Raw genomic sequence first — 24,825 nt, forward strand, 5'->3', positions numbered from 1 at the left:
GATCATCCAGGGATCAAAAGCTTCAGGAGAGCGCCGTGACCGTCGTCCTTCCCACGCCAACGCAACTTCGTGCCGTCGCCGAGCAGTGCGGTCTGTCACTCACCGATGAGGACGTGGCCTCGTTCCGCGGCCTGATGCAGGGCTCGGTCGATGCCTACAATCTCGTCGCCCAGATGCCGGACGAACTGCCCGAGGTGAAGTATCCGCGCACGCCCGGCACTCGTCCGGCGCCGGAGGAGAACAAGCACAACGCCTGGTATCGCAAGTCGACGGTGAAGGGCGCGGCCTCCGGCAAGCTCAAGGGCAAGACGGTGGCGCTGAAGGACAACATCATGCTGGCCGGCGTGCCGATGACCAACGGCTCGTCGACATTGGAAGGCTATGTGCCCGACTTCGACGCCACCATCGTGACCCGGATGCTGGACGCCGGCGCCGAGATCAAGGGCAAGGTGCATTGCGAGCACTTCTGCCTGTCCGGCGGCAGCCACACCGGCTCCTACGGGCCGGTGCACAATCCGCACAAGATGGGCTATTCGGCCGGCGGCTCGTCGTCGGGCTCCGGCGTCGTGGTCGCGCTCGGCGAGGTCGACATGGCGATCGGCGGCGACCAGGGCGGCTCGATCCGGATGCCGTCCTCGTTCTGCGGCACCTACGGCATGAAGCCGACCTGGGGCCTCGTGCCCTACACCGGCATCATGCCGATCGAGATCTATGTCGACCACACCGGCCCGATGACCGCGACCGTGGAAGACAATGCGCTGCTGCTCGAAGTACTCGCCGGCGACGACGGCTATGACCCGCGCATCAAGGCGCCGAAGGTCGAGGACTACACCAAGGCGCTCGGCAAGGGCGTCAAGGGCATGAAGATCGGCATCCTCAAGGAAGGCTTTGAGCAGCCGACCGCGGAAGCTGCGGTGAACGAAAGCGTGCGCGAGGCGGCCAAGCGCTTCAAGGATCTCGGCGCCTCGGTCGAGAATGTCTCGATCCCGATGCACATGGCGGGCGGCGCGATCTGGACGCCGATCGGCACCGAAGGCCTGACCCAGACCATGATGTTCGGCGACGGCTACGGCCTCAGCCGCGGCGACCTCTATTCGACCTCGCTGATGGACTTCCATCGCGGCTGGCGCCGCCAGGCGGATTCGCTGTCCGAGACCACCAAGCTGTTCATGCTGCTCGGCACCTACATCAACAACAATTTCGGTCCGCGCTTCTACGGCAAGGCGCTCAACATCTCGCGAAGGCTCACCGCGGCCTACGACAAGGCGTTCAAGGACTACGACCTGCTGCTGATGCCGACCACGCCGATGAAGGCGACGAAACTGCCCGAGGCCAATGCCAGCCGCGAGGAATACGTCGCGCGCGCGCTCGAGATGATCTCCAACACCGCGCCGTTCGACATCACCCATCACCCGGCGATGTCGCTGCCGTGCGGCATGGTCGACGGGCTGCCGGTCGGGCTGATGCTGGTCGGCCGGATGTTCGAGGAGAGCACCATCTACCGCGCCGCGCACGCCTTCGAGCAGGCCGGCGACTGGAAGAAGATGTGAGGCGCCGCTTGTCGCAGGCCGGAGGGATCGAACACCATGGCTAGCACCTTCGCCGCGGTGTTCGAGATCGTGAGCTTCGGCGCGATCATCGTGCTGGTCGTGCTCGGGCTCGGCATCATCGCCAGCATGATGGGCATCTTCAACTTTGCGCAGGGCGAGTTCGTCCTGCTCGGGGCCTATGTGACCTACCTGGCCTATGCCCATGGCGCCCCGGTCTGGGTCGGCATGATCGCGGCGCCCTTCGTGGTCGGCGCGCTCGGCTTCGTGCTGGAGGCGCTGATCATCCGGCGCTTCTACGCCGCGCCGATCGTGGCGATGCTCGGCACCTACGCGCTTGGGCTCATCATCCGCGAAAGCGTACGCGGCTTGATCGGCGGCTTCTATCTCACCGTGCCGGAGCCGATCGGCGGGTCGATCGACCTTGGCTCGGTGCACATCTCGGCCTGGCGCTTCACCATCATCGTGATCACGCTGCTGGTGATGGGGGCCTGCTACCTGCTGCTGGCGCGCACCTCGTTCGGGCTGCGGGTCCGCGCCACGCTGGAGAACCCGGCGCTGGCGCGCGCCTCGGGCATCTCGACACCATTGATCTACGGCGCAACCTTTGCGTTCGGCGCGGCGCTGGCCGGGCTTGCCGGCGCGTTGATCGTGCCGGTGTTCAGCCTGTTCGCCGATCTCGGCATCCGTTTCCTGATCCAGGGCTTCGTCGCCGTGATGGTCGGCGGGGTCGGCTCCTTCATCGGTCCGGTCGCCGGCGCCGGCCTGATCGGCACGCTCAGCGCGGCGCTGCCATGGGTGATGTCGCCTGTCGTCGCCGACGTGCTCGTCTTCGTGCTCGCCATCGCCTTCATCAAATTCCGGCCGCAAGGCCTCATTGCTGGGAAAGGGGTCTAATCACCATGTCGATTGAACGCATGAACCTGACGCGCCGCCGCTTCATGGGCAATTTCGCCTTCGCGACCGGCGCACTCGCGACCGGAGTCGGTAGCTGGGTGATCAGGCCGGATTGGGCCAACGCCGCCGAGGGCCCGATCAAGGTCGGCATCGCGACCGACCTGACCGGCCCGATCGCCTATGCCGGCAACGCCGACGCCAACGTCGCCAAGATGGTGATCAAGGAGATCAATGCCGGTGGCGGGCTGCTCGGCCGGCCGCTCGAGCTCTACATCGAGGACACCGCCTCGAACGAATCGGTCGCGGTCGGCAATGTCCGCAAGCTGATCCAGCGCGACAAGGTCGACATGGTGCTGGGCGGCATCACGTCGTCGATGCGCAACGCGATCAAGGATCCGATTGTGGCGCGCGGCAAGACGCTCTACATCTATCCGCAGCTCTACGAGGGCAAGGAGTGCACGCCCTATCTGTTCTGCACCGGGCCGACGCCGGCGCAGCAATGCGACACCTTCATTCCCTGGCTGATCAAGAACGGCGGCAAGAAGTTCGCGCTGCCCAGCGCCAACTATGTCTGGCCGCACACGCTCAACGTCTACGCCCGCAAGGTGATCGAGGACAATGGCGGCGAGGTGGTGTTCGAGGAGTATTACCCGCTCGACCAGGTCGACTTCTCGGCCACGGTGAACCGCGTCATCTCCAACAAGGTCGACGTGGTGTTCAACACCGTGATTCCGCCCGGCGTCGGTCCGTTCTTCAAGCAGCTCTATGAAGCGGGCTTCCTCAAGAACGGCGGTCGGCTCGCCTGCGTCTACTATGACGAGAACACGCTCAACATCAATCAGGCCAACGAGATCGAGGGGCTGGCCAGCTGCCTCGACTACTTCAAGGTGCTGACCAAGGAAGATCCGTTCGACGCCAAGCTGCAAGCGGCTTACGAGAAGGATTTCCCCGGCAACTTCCTGTTCGCGGCCGGCAGCGCCGCCACCGGAACCTATCGCGGCCTCAAGCTGTGGGAAGCGGCGGTCAAGAAGGCCGGCAAGATCGACCGCGAGTCGGTTGCGGCCGCGCTCGACCACGCCAAGATCGCCGAAGGGCCGGGCGGGCCGGCCGAAATGGTGCCGGGCAAGCGTCACTGCAAGATGAAGATGTACACCGCTGTTGCCAAAGGCGGGAACTATGAGATCGTGGCGCGCAGCGACGGTCTCGTTGATCCCAAGGAGTGCTGAGCGATCAATGGGTAGAGCAAGCGAGGCCGTCGCACGCGTCGGTGAGGAACCAGATGTCGTGACGGGTGAAAGTGCACCGGCCGCACGCGCGCCGGCGGGACAGGCATCGGCAGGATGGAAGGTCCTGCCGATCGTGGAAGGGCTGGTGCTGCTGATCGCACTGGTCCTGCCATGGGTGCTGCAGGATTATCTCACGGTGTTCGCCACCCGCGTGGTGATCCTCGCGCTGTTCGCGTTGTCGTTCGACCTGGTGTGGGGCTATGCCGGCATCATGAGCTTCGGCCAAGCGCTGTTCTTCGGCGCCGCCGGCTACGGTGTGGCATTGATGGCGCGCGACCTCAACGTCACCTCGATCCTCTTGATCCTGCCGGCCGGCGCCTTGATTGGCCTCACCGCATCGCTGTTGCTCGGCGGCTTCCTGCTGCTCGGGCGCTATCCTTCGAGCGTGATCTTCGTCTCGCTCGGCACGCTCACCGGCTCCTATGCCGCCGATCGGCTGGCGCGCGGCTGGTACTATCTCGGCGGCCAGAACGGCATCCCCTCGATCCCGCCGCTGACCCTCGGCAGCTACGAGTTCGAAGAGGGGCCGGTCTACTACTATATGGTGCTCGGCATCCTCGTCGTGGTCTATCTGCTGTGCCGCTTTTTGGTGCGTTCGCAGTTCGGCCTCGCGCTCGCCGGCCTGCGCGAGAACGAGCAGCGCATCGCCTTCTTCGGCTACAAGGCGCAGCACCTGAAGGCGATCATCTTCGCGGTCGGCGGCACCATCGCCGGCCTCGCCGGCAGCCTCTATGCTTTCCACGAAGGCTTCGTCTGGCCCAACATGCTGGGCGTCGTGTTCTCGACCCAGGTCGTGCTCTACGTGTTGTTCGGCGGCTCCGGCACCTTGATCGGCGCCGTGATCGGCACCGTGATCATCGAGGGCGTCAGCTTCTGGCTGTCGGACAATTACCGCGACATCTGGCCGATCATCCTCGGCGTGCTGCTGCTGCTCGTCATCATGTTCCGCCCGCTCGGGCTGATCTCGTTCGTGCTTGGCGAGCGCGAGCGGGTGGGCAGTTTCGGCAAGGCGCCAAAGGAGACCGGCAATGCCGCTCCTTGAGGCGCAAGGGATCAGCAAGGTGTTCGGCAAGCTCACTGCGCTTGACGGCGCGGCGTTGACCGTCGGCGAGAACGAGTTTCACGGCCTGATCGGCCCGAACGGCTCGGGCAAGAGCACGCTGATGAAATGCGTCGCCGGCGCCGAGGTGCCGACCACGGGCAAGGTCTCCTTCGTCAACACCGACATCACGGCATTCACGCCGACCGAGCGCGCTCGCGCCGGCATGAGCCTGAAATTCCAGATCACCTCGGTACTCCCCACGCTGACGCTGTATGACAACATCCTGCTGGCGTTGCAGGCGCATTGCTCGCTGTTCGATCTGGTGCTGTCGCGCACCCGCAAGAAGCTCCACGATCAGGTCATGACGATGCTGACCCAGTTCCGGCTCGCCGATCGCGCGCATGATGCGGCGGCGGCGCTGTCGCACGGTCAGCAGCAATGGCTCGAGATCGCGATGGCGCTCGCAGGCAAGCCGCGGCTGTTGCTGCTGGACGAGCCGACCGGCGGCATGAGCCTCGAGGAGCGCCGCGTCACCGGCGAGCTGCTGCAACCGATCAAGCAGCATTGCTCGCTTGTCATCGTCGAACACGACCTCGATTTCATCCGCGACATCTGCGATCGCCTCACCGTGCTCGACCAGGGCAAGGTGCTGGCGTCGGGGACGGTCGCGGAAATCCAGGCCAACAAGAGCGTCCAGGAGATTTATCTTCGCCGTGCCTGAGCAAACCTTCCTCGATATAAGGCATCTCGATGCCGGCTATGGCCGCAGCCAGGTCCTGTTCGATGTCAACATCGGCATTCCCTGGCGTGGCGGCGTCGCCGTGCTCGGCCGCAACGGCGCCGGCAAGACCACGCTGATGAAGACCATCGTCGGCGAGCTCGCGAGCTCGCAGGGTGAGTTGTCCTTCGATGGCCGCGACATCACCCGCCGCCGTACCGAGGAGCGGGTGCGCTCCGGTATCGGCTATGTACCGCAGGAGCATTCGGTGTTCGCGCGCCTTTCGGTGCGTGACAACCTCGCGGTCGGCTCGCTGTCCAATTCGGACGCCAGTGCGGTCGATCGGGTGCTGGCGATCTTCCCGAAGCTCGGCCAGCGGCTCGACCAGCCGGCCGGTACGCTGTCCGGCGGGGAGCGCAAGATGCTGGCGATCGGCCGCGCCATGCTCGGCAACCCGAAGCTGCTGCTGCTGGACGAGCCGACCGAAGGCGTCTGGATCGGCGTGATCGAGGAGATCACCGAGCGGCTGATCGAGCTCGCCAAGAACATCTCGGTCGTGATCGTCGAGCAGCATCTCGACCTTGCGCTGCGCGTCGCCGACTACGCCTATGTGCTGGACCGCGGCCGCGTCGCGCTGCAGGGCGAGGCAGGTAAGGTGCGGAGCGATCCGGAACTGCTGCGGTATCTCGCGCCATAGATTTCCGGTTCCACAGGAACGAAGCGTCCCCGGTTGCCGTTGGCCCGCGGGAGGACTTCACCGATGCGTTATTTTTCGATTGCAGCCCTTTTTGCCGTTGTCGCGATGAGCAGCGGTGCAGCGCTGGCGCAGCATGCAGGCACCTCGGCGGAACAGAAGGCGTGCTCGCGCGATGCACAGCGCTTTTGCCGCAAGGACCTCGGCAATGACGGCGCCGTGCAGAACTGTCTTCAGACCAATCGCGACAGTTTGAGCCGAAGCTGCAAGAAGGTGTTCAAGAGCCACGGCATGTAGCCGTCGCTTGCTGCGGCAATGCGTCGGCTCAGTGCGATGACGTCCCGTCGACGTGCTTGACGAGATGTGCCCGCGACGGCGAAGGGTCAAACCGGTCCGCGAAATACTGCGTTTCGTGGACGACCAGCCCGTCGCGGAATTCCATGATGCTCACCACGTAGGATGGCCTGTCGTCATAGGTCAGGATGTACTCGGTGATCCACAGCTCGCCACCGCCGAGGATACGCCGGATCGCGAACCGCTTCTTGTTCGGCTGCACCGTGCGGCTTTGCTGGATGTGATGCCGGCCGCGGATCCGCTCGCCCGATTGCGGATAGTCGAGCACGGCATCCTCGGCGTAGATGTCATGCTCGCGCTCGAAGTCGCTGGCATCGGACGCTTCCCAATGGCGCTGCAGCGCCGCCCGCACGGCTTGATCGTTCATCGTAATCTCCCGGCTGTGCCCCGCGTGTGATTCCGCGAAGGTCTGAGCGTGGATGGCAAGAGCAATGTGATCAAGAGGGCGTGGCCGGTCTCTCCCGTCATTCCGGGGCGTGCGCAGCGCGAGCCCGGAATCCATTCCACCACTTGTGTTGCGGGTCAATGGATTCCGGGCTCGCGCCAAGAGGCGCGCCCCGGAATGACGGGCAGAGACGCTCGGTGTTCGTCCCGGCCCTGAGCGACGACCCATAACCATGAATGCAAATTGCCTTGCCAAGCTGTGGCCACAGCGCGCTCCAACGACGCAGCCCTGTGGTTATGGTTCCCTGCTTTCGCAGGGACGACATCGTGTGTTGTTTGGGATGCTTATCGCCAACGTCGCGGCGCAGTCGCGCCGCGCTTACTTCACCGCGGAGAAGCGGGTGTCGAACGAGTTGGTCTGCACAACCGGCGCAGAGCCGGCGAGTTGGGTCGCCGCCGGCGCGGCTGCGGCGGTGTCGGTTGCTTGCGGCTTCGGTGCGGGCTTGGCGGTGACTTTCGGCTCGGCCTTCGGGGCGACGCGCACAACCGATTGCGGTTTGGCATCGGCGACCTTCGGCTTGGCCGGTGCGGCAGCGGCCGGCGCCGGTGCGGCGGTCTTGCTGGCGTCGGCGGTGGCGCCACCGATGCCGACCTTGCGGGCAAAGCTCGAGAGGAAGCCTTCGGACTTGTCCGACGCATTCGCCGAAGCGACACGGGTGTTGGCTGCGGGCGTTGTCGACGACGTCGTTGCCACCACCGGCTCGTCCTGCTGGACCGCGAGGTTGGGCCGTGGCGGATTGACCGTGCCGGGGATCGTGCCGGGCGCGCGGGCGAGCGACATCGATTGCAGCGCCTGGCTGTCGCCGCCTTCGGAGAGACCGGTGTTTCCTTCCGGAATCTTCGAGGCGAAGATCGCGTTCATGCCGCCGTCGATGCCGGTGTTGAGGCGCGCCACCGGCGTGCCCTTGGACACCAGCTTGGCAGTCTCGGCGGCGTCCTGCTGCTCCTTCTCGCGCACCGCGCTCGCGATCTCCTCGGGGACCACATAGGCCGGGCACTTCGCGGAAGCATCGAACACCGGATCGCGCGTGGCGTTCGGTGCCTTGACGGCGTCGAACACGTATTTCTTCTCGCAGAAGTCGACCTTCGGCTCCTGCTTCGTCACTTCGAAATGATCATAGCCTTCCTTGATCATCTTCCAGAAAGGCATGTTCGGATTGTTGCGGTGCTTGGCCATGTTCACCGGCGTCATCCGGAACGGATAGGCCTGCAGCTGGAACGCCTTCTGGCCGCCGAAGAAGGACTCACGGCCCAGCGAATAGATTTCCGCAATCTGCTCGTCGGTCATTGCGTAACAGCCGCGCGAGGAGCAGTCGCCATGCACCATCAGCTGCGAGCCGGTACGGCCGAGCGCCTTGTCGAACGCGTTGGGATAGCCGGTGTTGAACGAGAGATAGTAGGCCGACTGCGGATTCATCTGGCTCGGGTTGATCGAGTAGAATCCCTCTGGCGCCTGGCGGTCGCCCTCGCGGACCTTCGGGCCGAGATCGCCCGACCAGCGGCAGATCGGATAGGTCTTGAGCAGTGCGAACTGGCCGGAGCGGGTCTGCTTCCAGACCTCGAGCTCGGCCTCCTGCTTGAACAGCCGCACCAGGATCGGCGACTGCATATCCATGTCCTTCTCGGTCATGGCAGCGACGAGTTTCGGCGGGACCGGCTGGTTGGCCTTGGCGTTCTGGGCGAGCGAAATCTGGTCGCTGTCACAGCCGGCGAGCATGACGCCCGCGGCGAGCACCGCCGAAGTCAGAAGCGCGCGTACGAGCGTGCGATGAGTCAAGTCCGAGCTCCACACCCACCGGGCGATTTTCGCGACCCCAACACGGCGAATATGCCCTGAAGCCATTGTGTAAAATATTAGCCTTCGACCACCCCTGCTCGCAACCTGAACCGGGGCTGACAGCCCTCACGGTAGCAGGCATGGTTCAAGGAACGTTAAAGACCCGCCTCGGGGCCCAATTACGGCGAAATCGGCCGATTTGGACGAAAAATCCGGCCGTTTGGACGCCTCAGCCGAGCTTGCGGCCGATATCGAGGAACTTCTGGCGCCGCTGTTTGCGAATCGCGTCCGGATCAAGATTTCGTAGGTCGTTCAAGGCCTGGGCGATGGCATCGCCGGTGGTCGCGATCATCGCGGCGGGGTCGCGATGTGCGCCGCCGGAGGGCTCCTTGAGGATCTGGTCGATCACGCCGAAGCGCAGCATGTCCTGCGCGGTGATCTTCATGCTGTTGGCGGCCTCCTGGGCCTTGGTGCCGTCGCGCCACAGGATCGAGGACGCGGCCTCCGGTGAGATCACGCTGTAGATCGCGTGCTCCATCATCAGCACGCGGTTCGCTGTGGTGATGGCGATGGCGCCGCCCGACATGCCTTCGCCGGTGACGATCGCGATATTGGGCACGCCGAGCGACAGGCAGGCATCGGTCGAGCGTGCGATCGCCTCGGCCTGGCCGCGCTCCTCGGCACCGATGCCGGGATAAGCGCCGGCGGAATCGACGATCGACAGCACCGGGATGCCGAAGCGATCGGCCATCTCCATCAGCCGCACCGCCTTGCGGTAGCCTTCGGGGCGCGCCATGCCGAAATTGTGCTTGATGCGGCTGTCGGTGGTGGCGCCCTTCTCCTGGCCGACCACGCAGATGCTCTCGCCGCGGAAGCGGCCGAAGCCGCCGATCAGCGCTTCGTCGTCGGCGAATTTGCGGTCGCCGGCCATCGGCGTGAATTCGGTGATCAGGCCGCCGATGAAATCGGTGAAGTGCGGCCGCTGCGGATGCCGCGCCACCAGCGTCTTCTGCCACGGCGTCAGATTGGCGTAGAGGTCGGTGAGCGCCTGCGCCGCCTTGTCCTCGATCCGCGCGACCTCGTCGCCGATGTCGCTGCCGCTTGCGGCAAGCGTGCGCAACTCGTCGATCTTGGATTCAAGCTCGGCGACGGGTTTTTCGAAGTCGAGATAGCTGCGCATCGGGTCGGGCATCAACTCAATATAGGGAGGAACGGTGCGAGGGGCGAAGCGGTTTCGGCGTGATACAGAGAAGTTACGTAACTTCAAATGGTTAACGCGCATTCGGGCGGTATGCGCGCTTCGGGATCGCAGGCAGGTGACGCTCTTTCCGCGGAGATGGTGCGGAAGTCAAGGCGGATCAGGTGGCGGTATCGATGTCCGGTGGGCGCTGGACTTACTTCTCCGCCAGCGGATGCAGGTCGCGGACCAGGCTCTTCAGCCGCTCCTCGACCACATGCGTGTAGATCTGGGTGGTCGAGATGTCGGTGTGGCCGAGCAGGGTCTGCACGATGCGCAGGTCTGCGCCGTTGTGCAGCAGATGGCTGGCGAAGGCGTGACGCAGCACGTGCGGCGAGACCAGCCGCGGCGCGAGGCCGGAGGCGCTCGCGAGCTCCTTCAGGTCGCGGGCAAAATGCTGCCGGGTCAGATGGCCGCTCTCGCCGGAGGACGGAAACAGCCATTTCGATGGCGCGGCCTTCTTCGCCTTCGGCGTCATCACCTCGAGCGCCGCAAGGTAATCCGCCATCGCCTGGCGCGAGGCATCGTTCAGCGGCACCAGCCGCTCCTTGTTGCCCTTGCCGCGGACCACGATCATCCGCGCATCGCGTCGCGCCGCGGAGACCGGCAGCGACACCAACTCGGAGACGCGCAGGCCGGTGGCGTAGAGCACCTCGAGCAGGCAATAGAGCCGCAACGCGCGCAGCCGCTGCGCCGGCGAGACGTCGGTCTGGGTCAGCTCCCTGGCGCGGGTCAGCATGCGGTCGACGTCGGAGATCGACAGCACCTTGGGCAGGCCGCGGCCGCGCTTCGGGCCGGACAGGATCGCGGCCGGATCGTCGGAGCGGACCCGTTCATTGAGCAGGAAGCGGTAGAGATGCCGCATCGCCGACAGCCGCCGCGCGACACTGGTCGACTTGAAGCCGCGGGTGTCCAGGTCGGCGAGGTAGCCGCGCAGCGCCTCGGTGTCGGCGCTGGTGAAATCGGCGCCGGCATGGCCGAGGTAGTCGGAGAAATCGGTGAGGTCGCGCCGGTAGGCGTCGAGCGTGTTGCTGCCTGCGCCCTGTTCCGCGGCCAGCATGTCGAGGAACAGCGCGGTCAGTTTGGCGTCGGAGGACTTGGCCGGGATCTTGGCCGGGGTCTTGGTGCCCGGCTTGGCGGATGTCTTGGTGATCTTGGCGGAAGCGGTCATGCCAAGACTCATAGCGCCTATTTCTTGAGGAACTTATCCGGCGGGATGGTCACCGTCATTTCGCGCGGCTTCGGCTGCACGAAATTCGCCAGCGCGAAGACGATGCCGTAGCCGATCCCGAAAATCACGGCGACGACCGTCAGGAAGCGGAACAGGCTGGGCATGGAGGCGACTCGGGCGGCGAATTAACCAATGAAATCATCCAACATGTTCCCCGCGCGGTTGCAAGAGTCGCTGGTAACGGTGTCGCCGGGGGTAGTATAGGTTGCTCGAATTCTGAACAATTCGTCCCAATATCCGAGCTTTTTGATGTCCGACGCAGCCGTCCCAGCGTCCACCACCCACCCGACCCTCGAGGCCGATATCACGGCCGCGCTGGGGCCGCGGTCGATCGTGTTGGTCGGCATGATGGGGGCCGGCAAGTCGACCATCGGCCGGCGGATGGCGGCGCGGCTGAAGCTGCCGTTCACCGATGCCGACACCGAGATCGAGACGGCGGCGGACATGACGATCCCGGAGATCTTCGAGACCCATGGCGAGCCGTATTTCCGCGACGGCGAGGCGCGGGTGATCGCCCGCATCCTCGACAGCGGCCCGGTGGTGCTGGCCACCGGCGGCGGCGCGTTCATGCGCGAGGAGACCCGCAACCGGATCCGCGACCGCGCGATCTCGATCTGGCTCAAGGCCGACAGTGATATCATCATGCGCCGGGTCCGCCGGCGCGCCGATCGGCCGCTGCTGCAGAACGCCGACCCCGAGGCGACCGTGAACCGCCTGCTCAGCGAGCGCGAGCCGGTCTATCGCCGCGCCGACCTGACGATCGCCTCGCGCGACGTGCCGCATGACCGTATCGTCGACGAATGCCTCGCAGCCCTGCATGCGCATCTGTGCGGCGTGCGTCCGGCCAGTGAGCCACCATCTGATGGAATGAACACGACCTCATGACTGCGCCCTTGAAACATTCCGCCTCCGTTACCGTCGACGTCGCGCTCGGCGACCGTGCCTATGACATCGTGATCGGCCGCGACGTGCTGGCCTCGCTCGGCGACCGCGTCGCGGCGCTGCGCCCCGGTGTGCGGACCGCCATCGTCACCGACCGCACCGTCGCCAGGCACTGGCTGGAGCAGACCGAGGCGTCGCTCGCCGCCGCGGGCGTGCCGACGGCGCGGATCGTCGTCGAGGAAGGCGAGGGCTCGAAGAGCTACGCCACCCTGACGCAGGTCAGCGAAGCGCTGATCGCGGCCAAGATCGAGCGCAACGATCTGGTGATCGCGCTCGGTGGCGGCGTGGTCGGCGATCTCGCCGGCTTCGCGGCGGCGATCCTGCGCCGCGGCGTCGATTTCGTGCAGGTGCCGACCTCGCTGCTCGCGCAGGTCGATTCCTCGGTCGGCGGCAAGACCGGCATCAACTCGCCGCAAGGCAAGAACCTGATCGGCGCCTTCCATCAGCCGGTGCTGGTGATTGCGGACACCTCGGTGCTCGACACGCTGTCGCCGCGCCAGTTCCGCGCCGGCTACGCCGAGGTCGCGAAATACGGCATCCTGGGCGACGAGGCCTTCTTCGCCTGGCTCGAGAAGAACCATGCCGACATCTTCGCCGGCGGCGCCGGGCGCGAGCACGCGATCGCGACCTCCTGTCGCGCCAAGGCCGGCGTCGTCTCCCGCGACGAGCGCGAGACCGGCGAGCGTGCGCTGCTCAATCTCGGTCACACTTTCGGTCACGCGCTGGAAGCCGCAACCGGCTTCTCCGACCGCCTGTTCCACGGCGAGGGCGTCTCGGTCGGCATGGTGCTGGCCGCGGAGTTCTCGGCGCAGCTCGGCATGATCTCGACCGACGATGCCGCCCGGATCGCGCGTCATCTTTCCGCGGTAGGATTGCCGACGCGCCTGCAGGATATCGCGGGCTTCACGCAGGAAGGGCTCGCCGACGCCGACGCGCTGCTGGCGCTGATGGCGCAGGACAAGAAGGTCAAGCGCGGCAAGCTCACCTTCATCCTGCTCGAGGCGGTCGGCCGCGCCGTGATTGCCAACAATGTCGAGCCGCAGCCGGTGCGCGACTTCCTGCAAGCCAAGCTGAAGGCTTAGATCGGGATGCCCCTCCTTTGGATCGTCATCCCGCTCTATCTTTTTGATTCGAGCATGATCTTCTCGGAGAACCGCGACACACTTTTCCGGATCATGCTCTAGCCACGGATCAAATCAGTGGGATGGTTCACCTTCTCGATCGTTCTGCTCTGCCTGCTCATCTCCGCCTTCTTCTCGGCGAGTGAGACCGCGCTGACCGGCGCCTCGCGCGCCAGCATGTTGCGGCTGTCGAAGCAGGGCAACAGCGAGGCCACGGTGGTCTCGAGCCTGATGGCGATGCGCGAGCGGATGATCGGCGCGCTGCTGCTCGGCAACAATATCGCCAATATCGGCGCGTCCGCGCTTGCCACCGGCATCTTCACCGCCTGGTTCGGCGATGTCGGCGTGCTCTACGCGACCGGCGTGATGACGGTGCTGGTGGTGATCTTCGCGGAAGTGCTGCCGAAGACCGTCGCGATCAATGCGCCGGACCGGGTGTCGCTTTTGGTGGCCCGGCCGATGCGGTTGACGGTGTTCGTGCTCGGGCCGCTGCTGACCATCATCGAAGGGATCGTCCGTGCCCTGATGAAGCTGCTCGGCATCAAGATCGGCGCGCATCAGGCCATCCTGTCGCCGACCGAGCGCCTGCGCGGCGCGGTCGATCTGCTGCATCACGAGGGCAAGGTCGAGAAGCAGGACCGCGACATGCTCGGCGGACTGTTGGACCTCAGCGAGCTGCAGGTCTCCGACGTGATGGTCCATCGCACCGAGATGACCATGGTCAATGCCGACCTGCCGCCGGAAGAACTGGTGCGCGAGGTGCTCGCCAGCGAATATACCCGCATCCCGCTGTGGCGGGAGAAGCCGGAGAATATCGTCGGCGTGCTGCACGCCAAGGATCTGCTGCGCGCGATGCGCGCCAATGAAGGCGACATGTCCGCGATCGATGCCTCCGCGATCGCGCTGCCGCCCTGGTTCGTGCCGGAGATGCGCCCGGTCTCCGAACAGTTGAAGGCGTTCCGCCGCCGCAAGACCCATTTCGCCCTCGTGGTCGACGAGTATGGCGAGGTCGAAGGCATGGTCACGCTGGAGGACATCCTGGAGGAGATCGTCGGCGACATCTCCGACGAGCATGACGTCGTCGTCGCCGGCGTGCGGGCGCAGCCGGACGGCTCCGTGGTGGTCGACGGTTCGGTGCCGATCCGCGACCTCAACCGCGCGATGGACTGGCGCCTGCCGGACGAGGAGGCGACCACGGTCGCCGGCCTCGTGATCCACGAGGCGCGCTCGATCCCGGAGCGCGGCCAGAGCTTCACCTTCCACGGCTTCCGTTTCCGCGTGCTCCGCCGCGAGCGCAACCGCATCACCGCGCTGCGCATCGTCGCCGTGCCGCGCGAGGCCGCCGAGCTCGACGAGAAGAAGCCGAAGCGGGCCGGCACGGCGTTCTAGGCGTACGGCTGGTGTCGATCTATCACCGTCACCCTGACAGCTTGTGAAGCTTTCGGGTTTTGCCTTTTACGTCTGTAGGTCGGGTGGGTTTGGTTTTTTGCGCAGCTGCGGCCGGGTGGCCGATGTGGTGTTTAAGCGCTGTAGAGCCGATGCCCTTGTAAGACGTTGTTGGTGAGGGCGAACCAGAGCGCGACGGCACGGACCTTTTCAAGGCCGCGTACGGTGAGTTGCCGCAGGCCCCAGTTGCGCCATCGAGCGTGGATGCACTCGCAGATCGATCGGAGCTTGTACTGGGCCTTGCCCGGCTCGCTTGCCATCCGTGCCCGCCAAGCCAACACGCCCGGGCCGTCGCCGCGCCGCGGCAGGTAGGGATCGGTACCGTGCTTGGATTGCGTGGGCGGACAATAGACCTCAACCCCTTGATCATGCGCCCACTCGATGTCCTCGGCACTGCCAAAGCCGCCATCAACGAGATGGCGGCCCGGAAGGCGGCCGGTCCGCGCGCGCAAGCGATCTAGCATTGGCTGCATGAGGCCGCGATCGGAACCAATATTGGTCACGTCGAGCCCGGCCACGATCTGCTCGCCGGCCGCGCTCGCCACCTGCACATTGTATCCTGGCCGGAAGCCGCCGTCGGCCATCTTCATGACGCGGGCGTCGGGGTCCGTCGTAGAGGCGCGCGGCTCCTTCGGCGTCTTGCCGTTGTTGCGCTTGTCTTCGCGCGCCTGGCGCTGCCGCTTGATCTCGGCGAGCGCGGCCTGCGCTGCCTTCAGGCGTTCGGTGCGCTCACGCGCCGCTCGCTCCTTGGCCGCCTTGATGCGCTGGTTGCTGGCATCGGAGCGCGCCTCGACCTCGCGTTTGAGCTCCGCCACGATCGTCTGCGCGGTCTCCAAATGGTGATCGAGTGTCTGTTCTCGCCGGAACGAGGCGGCCCCGGCGCTCGCCCGGATCCGCACGCCGTCCTGCGCCAGCTTGCTGAGGTCGACCAGGCCCACCTCCGCCAAGGCCGCAAGATGTTCGGCGAGCAGCCGATCGAGCAGATCGGCGCATCCGACCCGGAAGTCCGCCAGCGTATGGTAGTTCACCGAGACCCCGCCACACAGCCAGCGATAGACATCGTGGCTCTCGCACAGCCGCTCCAGGGCGCGAGCGCTTCCTACCCCGTCGCTGGTCGCATAGAGCCACAGTGCCAGCAAAAGCCGTGGCGACGTCGCCGGATGACCCGGCCTCTCGCCCCGCGCCTTGATCCGATCTTCAAGCTCGCGCAGCTCGAGCCCGTCGACATAGCACCAGATCACCCGCGCCGGATGATCTTCCCCGATCAGGCTATCGATATCCACCGCCCGCAGTTCAATCTGATCGCGCTGCGGCTCGCGCAGACGCGGCAAACCCGCTGGCGCCGCATCAGTTTGCGGCTTCGGCTGCTCCGGCAGTTCTCCAAACAGCTGGTCTTCAGCCATCTCCCGCTCTCCCGCAATTCAGCGATTGCAGGGAATCACATCCCCCATCCCTCCCGCTACATCTTTCGCCCAAGCCACAAAAATTCACACGCTCTGAGGAGCCGCGAAGCGGCGTCTCGAAGGGTCGGCGGCCTGGCTAGCGGCCGTGCATCCTTCGAGACGCGCTGCGCGCTCCTCCAGCGACAAAGGCGAAGCCTTTGCGCGGGGATGACGGATCAGGCAGCTGTGTTTGGCCTACTCGATATCGATCGAGATGCCCGACAGCTTCCACGCGCCGTCGGAGGGGATGAAGCCGAGCTGATACTTCACTTGCTTCGGCGTGGTGTCGAAATGGCCCTTCAGCCGCAGCACGCCCTTGTCGTCGATCTTGGCGTCCTCATCGAGCACGATCGGCTTGGCGACCACGGCGTCGAACACGGCGTGCTTGTCGACCAGATCCTTGAAGATGGTCTGCAGCTTGTCGGGCGGAAACTGGTCGCGGAACGGCTTCGATATCTTGGCGTGGAACACGGTGAAATTGTTCGCGGCCACCGCATCGTTGAGCGACACCAGGATGCTTTTGATCAGCACCTCCTGGACGAACGGGCTCGGCATATCCAGCGCCGCGGCGGGGCGTATTGCGCAGAACAGGAGCAGGCCGGCGGCGGTGACGATCGACCGGAAACGTGGCCAGCAAGGGATCATCAATGGCCCCATATCAATGCGCGGCGATGCGATCCGTCATTTGCCTGCTCATCCACCGAGCAGGTCCATCGCCGGATGGTCCGTTTCTCTTAACGGAAAACCATGGCGTCGTCTTGAGCCAAGCGCGCGCTAGCGCGGCTTTTCCCCGGGGGCGTTCGCATGGATCGCCAGCGCATGCACCGAGCCGGCAAGTTCCTGCGCCAGCGCCGCATTTATCATGCGATGGCGTTCGATCCGGCTCTTCCCTTCGAAGGCCGGAGACACAATATATACCCTGAAATGCGTCTCCCCGCCTGGGCTGTGGCCGGCGTGGCCCTCATGCAGATGTGACTCATCGACGACGTCGAGGCTTTCGGGCAAGAAAGCTTCACGCAACTTGTTTATGATAGCGTCTTTGGTGCTCATGGCGGCGGAGTTAGGTTCGCGACGGCTTTTCGTCAATGGTGCTAACGGGAAACGAGGTCTGCGCAATGTCAAGACTTGAAGATTTGTGCATTGCGTAGTCAAAGAGATCATGCCGATCGATTCATCAAAATTCTTCGACTCCATTCGCATCAAGCCGACCAAGGTGAGTGCGAAGCGCCAGGCGCAGGCCGGCGAGCAGGCTGTGACCTGCGAGTGGGCGGGTTGCCAGAACAAGGGCGCGCACCGCGCCCCGAAGGGCCGCGAGAATTCGCGCGAGTATTGGCACTTCTGTCTCGATCACGTCCGCGAGTACAACCAGTCCTATAATTTCTTCCAGGGCATGAATCCTGACGACGTCGCGCGCTATCAGAAGGATGCGCTGACCGGTCACCGTCCGACCTGGAAGATGGGCGCCAACAACGGCAAGAAGGAGAGCGGTCTCGATGCCGCCTCCGATCCGTTCCACGTGTTCTCCGAGCTCAACGGCCGCGGCCGTTGGCGCCCCGGGCCGGGCGGTGCGGAGCCGAAGCCCGAGACCCGCAAGGTGATGAACGCCGAGCGCAAGGCGCTGCTGGTGATGGGGCTCGGTGCCGGGGCGACGCTGGAAGACGTCAAGTCGAAGTACAAGGCGCTGGTCAAGCAGCACCACCCCGACGCCAATGGCGGCGACCGCTCCACCGAGGATCGCCTGATCGAGATCATCAAGGCGTATAATTACCTGAAGACCGTGGTGCGCGAGGCGTAAGCGCTCTCCATCGTCGTCCCTGCGAAAGCAGGGACCCATAACCACCAGCGGTCATAGTTCGCGCGAGACGTTTGCCAGATTGCCCCATTGAAGGGCCGCGGCGTATGGGTCCCTGCTCCCGTGCGCAATTGCGCACGACGGCAGAGTTTTTGGCTCCGCCGCGTCTGCCTCTTGCGGTCCCGATTCTCTCAACCCTTCGGCACCGCCCCGACATAGGACGAGCTCGGCCGGATCAGCCGGCCGGTGCGGCGCTGCTCAAGGGCGTGCGCGGTCCAGCCGGCGGCGCGGGCCACCGCGAAGATTGGCGTGAAGGCCTGCCGCGGGATCCCCAGCCCATCGAGCAGGATCGCGGTGAAGAACTCGACATTGGTCTCGAGCGGCCGCTCCGGATTCTTCTTGCGCAGCGCTTCGCGGATATAGGCCTCGACCTCGCCGGCAAACGGCAGGTCGGCGCCGCTGGCCTCGAGGCGCTCGATCGCGACTTTCAGCACGTCGGCGCGCGGGTCGCGCACCCGATAGACGCGATGGCCGAATCCCATCAGCCGCTCGCCATGCGCCAGCGCGCCGTCGACCCAGGGCTTGATGCGTTCGCGCGTGCCGATCGCATCCAGCATCTCGAGCACCGGCTCCGGCGCGCCGCCATGCAGCGGGCCGGTCAGCGCGCAATAGCCGCCGGTGATGGCCGCGAACAGATCGGCCTGGGTCGATGCGATCACCCGGGTCGTGAAGGTCGAGGCATTCATGCCGTGATCGCAGACCGTGACGAGATAGGCGTCGAGCGCCGCGACCTCGCGCGGCGCAGCCTTGCGGCCCAGCAGCATATGCAGCGTGTCGGCGGCGTGGCTGACATTGGGATCCGGCGCGATCGGATCATGTCCCTTGGCTTGCTGGACCAGGGCGCCGGCGATCACCGGGAAGGCGCCGACAATGGTCGCCTCGTGCTCCAGCCCGTTCTCGCCGCGCAGCCCGGCGATGGCGGCCCGGAAGCCGTCGACAACAGACATGCCGCGGGTTGCCGGCAGCAGGTCCGGCAGCCGCGCGAAGGCGCGTTCGCGGGCGGCACCTAAGCTGGCGCGGACATTGGCTTCGCTCAGCGACTTGCCGGTGGCGCCGTTCCAAAGCCGCGCGGTGACGCCCTCGAAGCTCGACTTGCCGGCGAGGCTCGCGACGTGCTCGCCGGCGATGATGAGTTCGCCGCGCTCGCCGTCGACATGGCTCAACACGGTCTCGGCGGCGGGAACGCCGTCCAGACCGATCTGGCTCTTGGTGAGAATCATATTCATGGCCCGATCTCCTTGCTTCACCGCTTCAAGGTCGGGCCACTCGACGAGTTGATCAATCTTGATTATATAAATCAATATGAAAAAATCCGACGAGCTTTACCTCTCCGCCCGCGAGGCCGCCGCCGAGCTCGCGATCTCGCCGGCGACCCTCTACGCCTATGTCAGCCGCGGCCTGATCCGCTCCGAGCCGTCGCCGGATTCGCGCAGCCACCGCTACCGCGCCGAGGACATCAGGGGGTTGAAGGAGCGCCGCGTGCCGTCGCCGGAGCCGCGCGGCTTCCGCAATTTCGATGCCGACTTGCCGGTGATGGATTCGGCGATCGCGACGATCACCGAGCAGGGGCCGATCTACCGCGGCGTCAACTGCGTCGATCTCTCCCTGCGCGACACGCTGGAGCACACCGCGACGCTGCTGTGGGATGTCACCGGCGTCGATCCGTTCGCGCCGGATAATTGCCCGCATGTCTCCGATGAAATGCGCGCGATCGCCGAGGCCGCGCGCCGCGCCCAGCCGATCGACCGCACGGTCGCGGTACTGGCGCTGGCGGCGAGCGCCGATCCCGGCGCCTTCACGCGCGCGCCCGATGGCCGCGCGATGGTCGGCGGGCGCATCTTGCGGTTGCTGGTCGCGACCATGCTGAACGCAGTGCCGTCGGCCGAGCCGCTGCACGAGCAGGTGGCGCAGGCGTGGGCGCCCGACAATAAGCACGCGCCGGACTTGATTCGCCGCGCGCTGGTGCTGCTCGCCGATCACGAATTGAATGCATCGACCTTCACCGCGCGCTGCGCGGCATCGACCGGGCTCAATCTGTACGATGCCGTGATCGCAGGGCTCGTCGCGCTGAAGGGCCCGATGCATGGCGGCGCCGGCGTGCTGGCCTCGCGCCTCGTCAAGACGATGATCGACAATGACGTTGCGCCTGTGGTGCGCGAGCGGGTCGCACTCGGCGAACGCTTCGCCGGCTTCGGCCACGGCGTCTACAAGAAGGGCGATCCGCGCGCGATCTCGCTGCTGGAGGCGCTGACGCGGGCCGGCGCGCCGCGCAAATTCACCCGGGAAGTGCCAGATCGAATCGCGGAGGCAACCGGCGAGTTCGTCAACATCGATTACGCGCTGGCGGTGCTGGTGCATGCATTGCGGATGCCCGCAGGCAGCGAGCTTGCGCTGTTCGCGATGGCGCGCAGCGTCGGTTGGGTCGCGCATGCCAGCGAGCAGCTTCAACTCGGCAAGCTGATCAGGCCCCGTGCGCGTTATGTCGGCCCGGCTCCTGGGCGGGCCGGTTCGACCAACAGCATTTAGGTCTTATTCTGCCGGCTTGGACGGTTCGATCAGGCCGCCGCCATGGCGGCGGCGGATGGTCCAGACGGCCAGCATCAGGATGACGGCGCCGCCCGCCACCGCGAACATCCACAGATGCTTGCCGACATGTTGATGATGCGGCAGGCCGGCATAGTCGTGCAGCGCAGTGACCGCGAGGACCCCGGGCAGCACATGCGCCGGCGCCCAGAGCAGGATGGCGGGGATGTTGATCGCGTAGAAGCGCGCCGGCGGCATGTCGAGCGCGCCGGCGGTGATCGGCACGAAGGCACGAATCGGCGGCACGAAGCGGGCGAAGAACACCGCGAGCACGCCCCAGCGGTTGAAGAAGGCCTCGCTCTGCGCGACCACGCGCGGATAATTGGAGAGCGGCCAGGCGGAGAGGATCTCGCGTTGGCTGCGATAGCCGATCAGGTAGGCGGTGCCGTCGCCGAGCATTGCGCCGCAGGCCGCCGCGGCGAGCACCGGCCACAGCTTCAATTCGCCGCCCGGGACCAGCGCGCTCAGCGCCAGGATGATAGTCGAGCCCGGCACCAGCGAGCCGACCACCGGAACGGCTTCCAGCAGGGCGGCCAGAAACAGCGTCAGATAGGCGAGCCAGGCATGCGCCGAAACGAACGCGATCAAGGGGTCAAGGAATGAAGTCACAGAAGCCCATGGGTGGCAGTGAAATAGGTCCGAGAGCTAACAACTCCCCGCGGGGCTGAAAAGTGCCTGGCCCGACAGGCCGCCGTGGCGCTGCGGCAAAAGTACGGCGGGATTTGCAGAGCAGCCTTCCAAAAACCGGGTTTCGCGCCTATCTTGATGATACAACAACGGAACTTTGATTTGCCCGTGGGCTTCTGCCGGCCGATGCTCTCTGCTAGGCTTGTGCGTAGCACCCCATCCGCAGCCAAATGACCTACAATCTGGTTTCGGGAATGCCCGGGACCTCGGAGGATGAATGACGACCGCCGTCCAGACCAAAGAGCAACAACCCGTCGGCTTGCCCGACATGAAGGTTTCGGTTCGGCAGGTCTTCGGGATCGATAGCGATCTGGAAGTTCCCGCCTATTCCGAAGTCGATCCGCACGTGCCGGAAGTCGACAGCGACTATCGCTTCGACCGCGCCACCACGCTTGCGATCCTCGCCGGCTTTGCCAAGAACCGCCGCGTGATGGTCACCGGCTATCACGGCACCGGCAAGTCCACCCACATCGAGCAGGTCGCGGCCCGACTCAACTGGCCGTGTGTGCGCGTCAACCTCGACAGCCATATCAGCCGTATCGATCTCGTCGGCAAGGACGCCATCGTGGTCAAGGACGGCAAGCAGGTCACCGAATTCCGCGACGGCATCCTGCCCTGGGCGCTGCAGCACAACATCGCGCTGGTGTTCGACGAATACGACGCCGGCCGCCCCGACGTGATGTTCGTGATCCAGCGCGTGCTGGAAGTCTCCGGCCGCCTGACGCTGCTCGACCAGAACAAGGTGATCAAGCCGCATCCGGCGTTCCGCCTGTTCTCGACCGCCAACACGGTCGGCCTCGGCGACACCTCGGGCCTCTATCACGGCACCCAGCAGATCAACCAGGGCCAGATGGACCGCTGGTCGATCGTCACGACGCTGAACTACCTCGCCCATGACGAGGAAGTGGAGATCGTGCTGGCCAAGGCGAAGCACTATCGCACGCAGGAAGGCCGCGACATCGTCAACAAGATGGTGCGCCTCGCCGATCTCACCCGTAACGCGTTCGCCAATGGCGACCTGTCGACGGTGATGAGCCCGCGCACGGTGATCACCTGGGCCGAGAACGCCGATATCTTCAACGACATCGGCTTCGCGTTCCGCGTCACCTTCCTCAACAAGTGTGACGAGCTGGAGCGGCCGCTGGTCGCCGAGTTCTACCAGCGCTGCTTCAACGTCGAGTTGCCGGAATCCTCGGTCAACGTGGCGCTCAGCTAGTCCATGCCGAAAATCTCCGTCGAGCGCACAGTCACACAGACGAAGAAAGCGGTGCTCGGCGGACTGCTCCGCTACAACAACGAGAAGATGGGGAAGCAGAAGTACAAGCGCTTCGCCATCTCGCTGCGACAGGGCGACGAGATCGTCGGCGGCGTCGTCGGCGAGGTCTGGACCGCGGTGTTGTTCATCCAGCTGTTCTGGATGGAGCAGAAGTTTCGCAACAAGGGCTTTGGCGCGAAGCTGATCAAGGCGATCGAAGACGAGGCGCGGCGCTTCGGAGCCACGCAATCCTATCTGGATACGATGAGCTTCCAGGCGCCGGGTTTCTACCGCGCCAATGGATATAAAGAGTTCGGTTCGATTGAGGGGTATCCCGGCGGCGTCACGCGCCACTGGTTTACGAAATCGCTATGACAACCTCCAATATCAAATTCCGTCCCGGTTCGAAGGAAGCGCCGACCGAGCCGTTCAAGCGCTCGGTGTCGGCCTGCCTGAAGGCGATCGCCAAGAAGCCGGAGCTCGAGATCTCGTTCGCGGCCGAGCGGCCGGGCCTTGCGCCAGGCAAGGCGCGGCTGCCGGAGCCGGCGCGCAAGATGACCAAGCGCGATGCGGCGATCGTGCGCGGCCACGCCGATTCGATCGCGCTCAAGATCGCCTGTCACGATCCCAAGGTGCACCGCAAGCTGATGCCGGGCAATCCGCAGGCGCGCGGCGTGTTCGAGGCGGTCGAGCAGGCACGCGTCGAGGCGATCGGCTCGCGCCGGATGGCCGGCGTTGCGAAGAACCTCACCGCGATGCTGGACGATCATTTCCATCGCGGCAAGTATGACGAGATCACCGACCGCGCCGATGCGCCGCTGTCGGATGCGCTGGCGATGCTGGTGCGCGAGCGCCTCACCGGCATGGCGCCGCCCGCGGCCGCCAAGAAGATGGTCGATCTCTGGCGTCCGACGCTGGAGGACAAGATCGGCTCGCGGCTCGACCAGCTCAGCCGTTTCACCGAAGACCAGGCGAGGTTCGGCGACCTCGTCCATGACCTGCTGTCGGCGCTCGATCTCGGCGACGACCGCAACATGGATTCCGACGACGACGATGACCAGGACGAGAACCAGGACGGCGAGAACGATCAGTCCGGCGCCGAAGGCTCGCCCGATTCCGACGCCGCGCAGGAGATGAGCGCCGACCAGGCCCAGACGTCGGCGGAAGAGATGAGCGAAAGCGCGATGGAGAGCGCGCAGGCCTCGACGTCGGATACGTTCGACGACGGCGAGCTCGGCGACGACGAGACGCCGGGCGAGGCGACGCGGCCGAATTCGCGCGGCCAGAACGAACCGCGCGGCCCGGAATATCACGCCTTCGCGCCGAAATTCGACGAGGTGATCGCCGCCGAGGATCTTTGCGACCATGACGAACTGGAGCGCTTGCGTTCCTATCTCGACAAGCAGCTCGCGCATCTGCAGGGCATCGTGGCGCGGCTTGCCAACCGCCTGCAGCGCCGCCTGATGGCGCAGCAGAACCGCGCCTGGGATTTCGATCTCGAGGAAGGCATCCTCGATCCGGCGCGGCTGTCGCGCGTCGTCACCGATCCCTATCATCCGCTGTCCTTCATGCATGAGAAGGAGGCGACCTTCCGCGACACCGTGGTGACGCTGCTGCTGGATAACTCCGGCTCGATGCGCGGCCGTCCGATCACGGTTGCCGCCACCTGTGCCGACATCCTGGCGCGCACGCTGGAGCGTTGCGGCGTCAAGGTCGAGATCCTCGGCTTCACCACCCGCGCCTGGAAGGGCGGGCAGTCGCGCGAGGCCTGGCTCGCCGCCGGGAAGCCGGCTAACCCCGGCCGCCTCAACGATCTCAGGCACATCATCTACAAGTCGGCCGACGCGCCGTGGCGTCGTGCCCGGAAGAATCTCGGCCTGATGATGCGCGAAGGCCTTCTGAAGGAGAACATCGACGGCGAGGCGCTCGACTGGGCGCACAAGCGCCTGCTGGCGCGTCCCGAGCAACGCCGCATCCTGATGATGATCTCCGACGGCGCGCCGGTCGACGACTCCACGCTGTCGGTCAATCCCGGCAACTATCTCGAGCGGCATCTGCGCCACATCATCGAGGAGATCGAGACCCGCTCGCCGGTCGAGCTGATCGCGATCGGCATCGGGCACGACGTGACGCGTTATTATCGCCGCGCCGTCACCATCGTGGATGCCGAAGAGCTCGGCGGTGCCATCACCGAGAAGCTCGCCGAGCTGTTCAGCGAGACCCATGGTTCGGCACCCGCACCGGGTACCCGCCGTCGCCTCCACTCGTGA

General features: G+C 65.3%; 25 protein-coding genes. 15 read left to right on the forward strand and 10 right to left on the reverse strand.

The genetic code is table 11. From position 1 onward, the window contains the following. Positions 1-35: 35 nt before the first annotated feature. From JQ507_00635 to JQ507_00665, 7 genes are all read left to right on the forward strand, one after another. Entirely contained in the window at positions 36-1,550 is a 1,515-nt protein-coding gene (locus JQ507_00635; GenBank protein ID QRI70088.1) for an amidase, read from the forward strand. A 36-nt stretch (positions 1,551-1,586) separates the two neighbouring features. Further along, a complete protein-coding gene (locus tag JQ507_00640) occupies positions 1,587-2,444 on the forward strand; it encodes a branched-chain amino acid ABC transporter permease (GenBank protein QRI70089.1) in 858 nt (285 codons plus the stop codon). A gap of 5 nt (positions 2,445-2,449) precedes the next feature. After that, positions 2,450-3,670 carry a substrate-binding protein gene (locus tag JQ507_00645; GenBank protein QRI70090.1) on the forward strand — a complete coding sequence of 407 codons (1,221 nt, stop codon included), beginning with the start codon at positions 2,450-2,452 and terminating at the stop codon, positions 3,668-3,670. Further along, positions 3,621-4,772: a branched-chain amino acid ABC transporter permease gene (locus JQ507_00650; GenBank protein QRI70091.1), complete on the forward strand. Its 1,152-nt coding sequence runs from the start codon at positions 3,621-3,623 to the stop codon at positions 4,770-4,772. Before JQ507_00645 ends, JQ507_00650 begins: the two co-directional genes overlap by 50 nt. Continuing rightward, a complete protein-coding gene (locus JQ507_00655) occupies positions 4,759-5,493 on the forward strand; it encodes an ABC transporter ATP-binding protein (protein ID QRI70092.1) in 735 nt (244 codons plus the stop codon). Before JQ507_00650 ends, JQ507_00655 begins: the two co-directional genes overlap by 14 nt. Next, positions 5,486-6,187, forward strand: coding sequence for an ABC transporter ATP-binding protein (locus JQ507_00660; protein ID QRI70093.1), 702 nt, complete (start codon positions 5,486-5,488; stop codon positions 6,185-6,187). The genes JQ507_00655 and JQ507_00660 overlap by 8 nt, the downstream gene beginning before the upstream one ends. A 63-nt stretch (positions 6,188-6,250) precedes the next feature. After that, complete coding sequence (locus tag JQ507_00665; GenBank protein ID QRI70094.1) at positions 6,251-6,481, forward strand: hypothetical protein; 231 nt, start codon at positions 6,251-6,253, stop codon at positions 6,479-6,481. A 28-nt stretch (positions 6,482-6,509) separates the two neighbouring features. On the opposite strand, the gene JQ507_00670 is transcribed toward JQ507_00665, so the two are convergent. From JQ507_00670 to JQ507_00690, 5 genes are all read right to left on the reverse strand, one after another. Continuing rightward, positions 6,510-6,905 carry a nuclear transport factor 2 family protein gene (locus tag JQ507_00670; GenBank protein QRI70095.1) on the reverse strand — a complete coding sequence of 132 codons (396 nt, stop codon included), beginning with the start codon at positions 6,903-6,905 and terminating at the stop codon, positions 6,510-6,512. Between the two features lie 396 nt (positions 6,906-7,301). After that, a complete protein-coding gene (locus tag JQ507_00675; GenBank protein ID QRI70096.1) occupies positions 7,302-8,759 on the reverse strand; it encodes a murein L,D-transpeptidase in 1,458 nt (485 codons plus the stop codon). Between the two features lie 229 nt (positions 8,760-8,988). Then, the gene (locus JQ507_00680; protein QRI70097.1) at positions 8,989-9,951 is read right to left on the reverse strand and encodes an acetyl-CoA carboxylase carboxyltransferase subunit alpha; all 963 of its coding nucleotides are present in this window, start codon (positions 9,949-9,951) and stop codon (positions 8,989-8,991) included. A gap of 202 nt (positions 9,952-10,153) precedes the next feature. Further along, complete coding sequence (gene xerD, locus JQ507_00685) at positions 10,154-11,104, reverse strand: site-specific tyrosine recombinase XerD (GenBank protein ID QRI73126.1); 951 nt, start codon at positions 11,102-11,104, stop codon at positions 10,154-10,156. An 80-nt stretch (positions 11,105-11,184) separates the two neighbouring features. Continuing rightward, on the reverse strand, positions 11,185-11,331 hold the full coding sequence (locus JQ507_00690; protein ID QRI70098.1) for a histidine kinase: 147 nt from the start codon (positions 11,329-11,331) through the stop codon (positions 11,185-11,187). Positions 11,332-11,476: 145 nt separating this feature from the next. Between JQ507_00690 and JQ507_00695 the strand changes: the two genes are divergently transcribed. The 3 genes from JQ507_00695 (at position 11,477) to JQ507_00705 (ending at position 14,679) form a co-directional block, all read left to right on the forward strand. After that, positions 11,477-12,112 carry a shikimate kinase gene (locus JQ507_00695; GenBank protein ID QRI70099.1) on the forward strand — a complete coding sequence of 212 codons (636 nt, stop codon included), beginning with the start codon at positions 11,477-11,479 and terminating at the stop codon, positions 12,110-12,112. Beyond that, positions 12,109-13,251: a 3-dehydroquinate synthase gene (locus tag JQ507_00700; protein QRI70100.1), complete on the forward strand. Its 1,143-nt coding sequence runs from the start codon at positions 12,109-12,111 to the stop codon at positions 13,249-13,251. Before JQ507_00695 ends, JQ507_00700 begins: the two co-directional genes overlap by 4 nt. A gap of 117 nt (positions 13,252-13,368) precedes the next feature. Further along, on the forward strand, positions 13,369-14,679 hold the full coding sequence (locus JQ507_00705) for an HlyC/CorC family transporter (protein ID QRI70101.1): 1,311 nt from the start codon (positions 13,369-13,371) through the stop codon (positions 14,677-14,679). A 131-nt stretch (positions 14,680-14,810) separates the two neighbouring features. On the opposite strand, the gene JQ507_00710 is transcribed toward JQ507_00705, so the two are convergent. From JQ507_00710 to JQ507_00720, 3 genes are all read right to left on the reverse strand, one after another. Then, a complete protein-coding gene (locus tag JQ507_00710) occupies positions 14,811-16,139 on the reverse strand; it encodes an IS1182 family transposase (protein QRI70102.1) in 1,329 nt (442 codons plus the stop codon). Between the two features lie 234 nt (positions 16,140-16,373). After that, positions 16,374-16,823 (reverse strand): hypothetical protein, encoded by a 450-nt coding sequence (locus JQ507_00715; GenBank protein QRI70103.1) that lies wholly within the window; start codon positions 16,821-16,823, stop codon positions 16,374-16,376. Between the two features lie 129 nt (positions 16,824-16,952). Then, a complete protein-coding gene (locus tag JQ507_00720; GenBank protein QRI70104.1) occupies positions 16,953-17,228 on the reverse strand; it encodes a BolA family transcriptional regulator in 276 nt (91 codons plus the stop codon). 109 nt (positions 17,229-17,337) lie between these two features. Here JQ507_00720 and JQ507_00725 point away from each other — a divergent pair, with 109 nt between their 5' ends. Continuing rightward, complete coding sequence (locus JQ507_00725) at positions 17,338-17,973, forward strand: DnaJ domain-containing protein (GenBank protein ID QRI70105.1); 636 nt, start codon at positions 17,338-17,340, stop codon at positions 17,971-17,973. Between the two features lie 188 nt (positions 17,974-18,161). Here JQ507_00725 and JQ507_00730 read toward each other — a convergent pair whose 3' ends face one another. Continuing rightward, positions 18,162-19,256 (reverse strand): citrate synthase/methylcitrate synthase, encoded by a 1,095-nt coding sequence (locus tag JQ507_00730; protein ID QRI70106.1) that lies wholly within the window; start codon positions 19,254-19,256, stop codon positions 18,162-18,164. Positions 19,257-19,332: 76 nt separating this feature from the next. On the opposite strand from JQ507_00730, the gene JQ507_00735 reads away from it, so the two are divergent. After that, positions 19,333-20,556: a citrate synthase family protein gene (locus JQ507_00735; protein ID QRI70107.1), complete on the forward strand. Its 1,224-nt coding sequence runs from the start codon at positions 19,333-19,335 to the stop codon at positions 20,554-20,556. Positions 20,557-20,559: 3 nt separating this feature from the next. Here the strand turns inward: JQ507_00735 and JQ507_00740 are convergent, their stop codons facing one another. Continuing rightward, positions 20,560-21,222 (reverse strand): DedA family protein, encoded by a 663-nt coding sequence (locus tag JQ507_00740; GenBank protein ID QRI70108.1) that lies wholly within the window; start codon positions 21,220-21,222, stop codon positions 20,560-20,562. 295 nt (positions 21,223-21,517) lie between these two features. On the opposite strand from JQ507_00740, the gene cobS reads away from it, so the two are divergent. Genes cobS through cobT form a run of 3 tightly spaced genes read left to right on the forward strand, consistent with a single transcriptional unit; the run spans position 21,518 to position 24,825 of the window. Beyond that, on the forward strand, positions 21,518-22,516 hold the full coding sequence (gene cobS, locus JQ507_00745; GenBank protein QRI70109.1) for a cobaltochelatase subunit CobS: 999 nt from the start codon (positions 21,518-21,520) through the stop codon (positions 22,514-22,516). 3 nt (positions 22,517-22,519) lie between these two features. Continuing rightward, a complete protein-coding gene (locus tag JQ507_00750) occupies positions 22,520-22,930 on the forward strand; it encodes a GNAT family N-acetyltransferase (protein ID QRI70110.1) in 411 nt (136 codons plus the stop codon). After that, positions 22,927-24,825, forward strand: coding sequence for a cobaltochelatase subunit CobT (gene cobT, locus JQ507_00755; protein QRI70111.1), 1,899 nt, complete (start codon positions 22,927-22,929; stop codon positions 24,823-24,825). The genes JQ507_00750 and cobT overlap by 4 nt, the downstream gene beginning before the upstream one ends.

The sequence above is a fragment of the Bradyrhizobium sp. PSBB068 genome (genome assembly GCA_016839165.1).
Classification (GTDB): Bacteria; Pseudomonadota; Alphaproteobacteria; order Rhizobiales; family Xanthobacteraceae; genus Bradyrhizobium.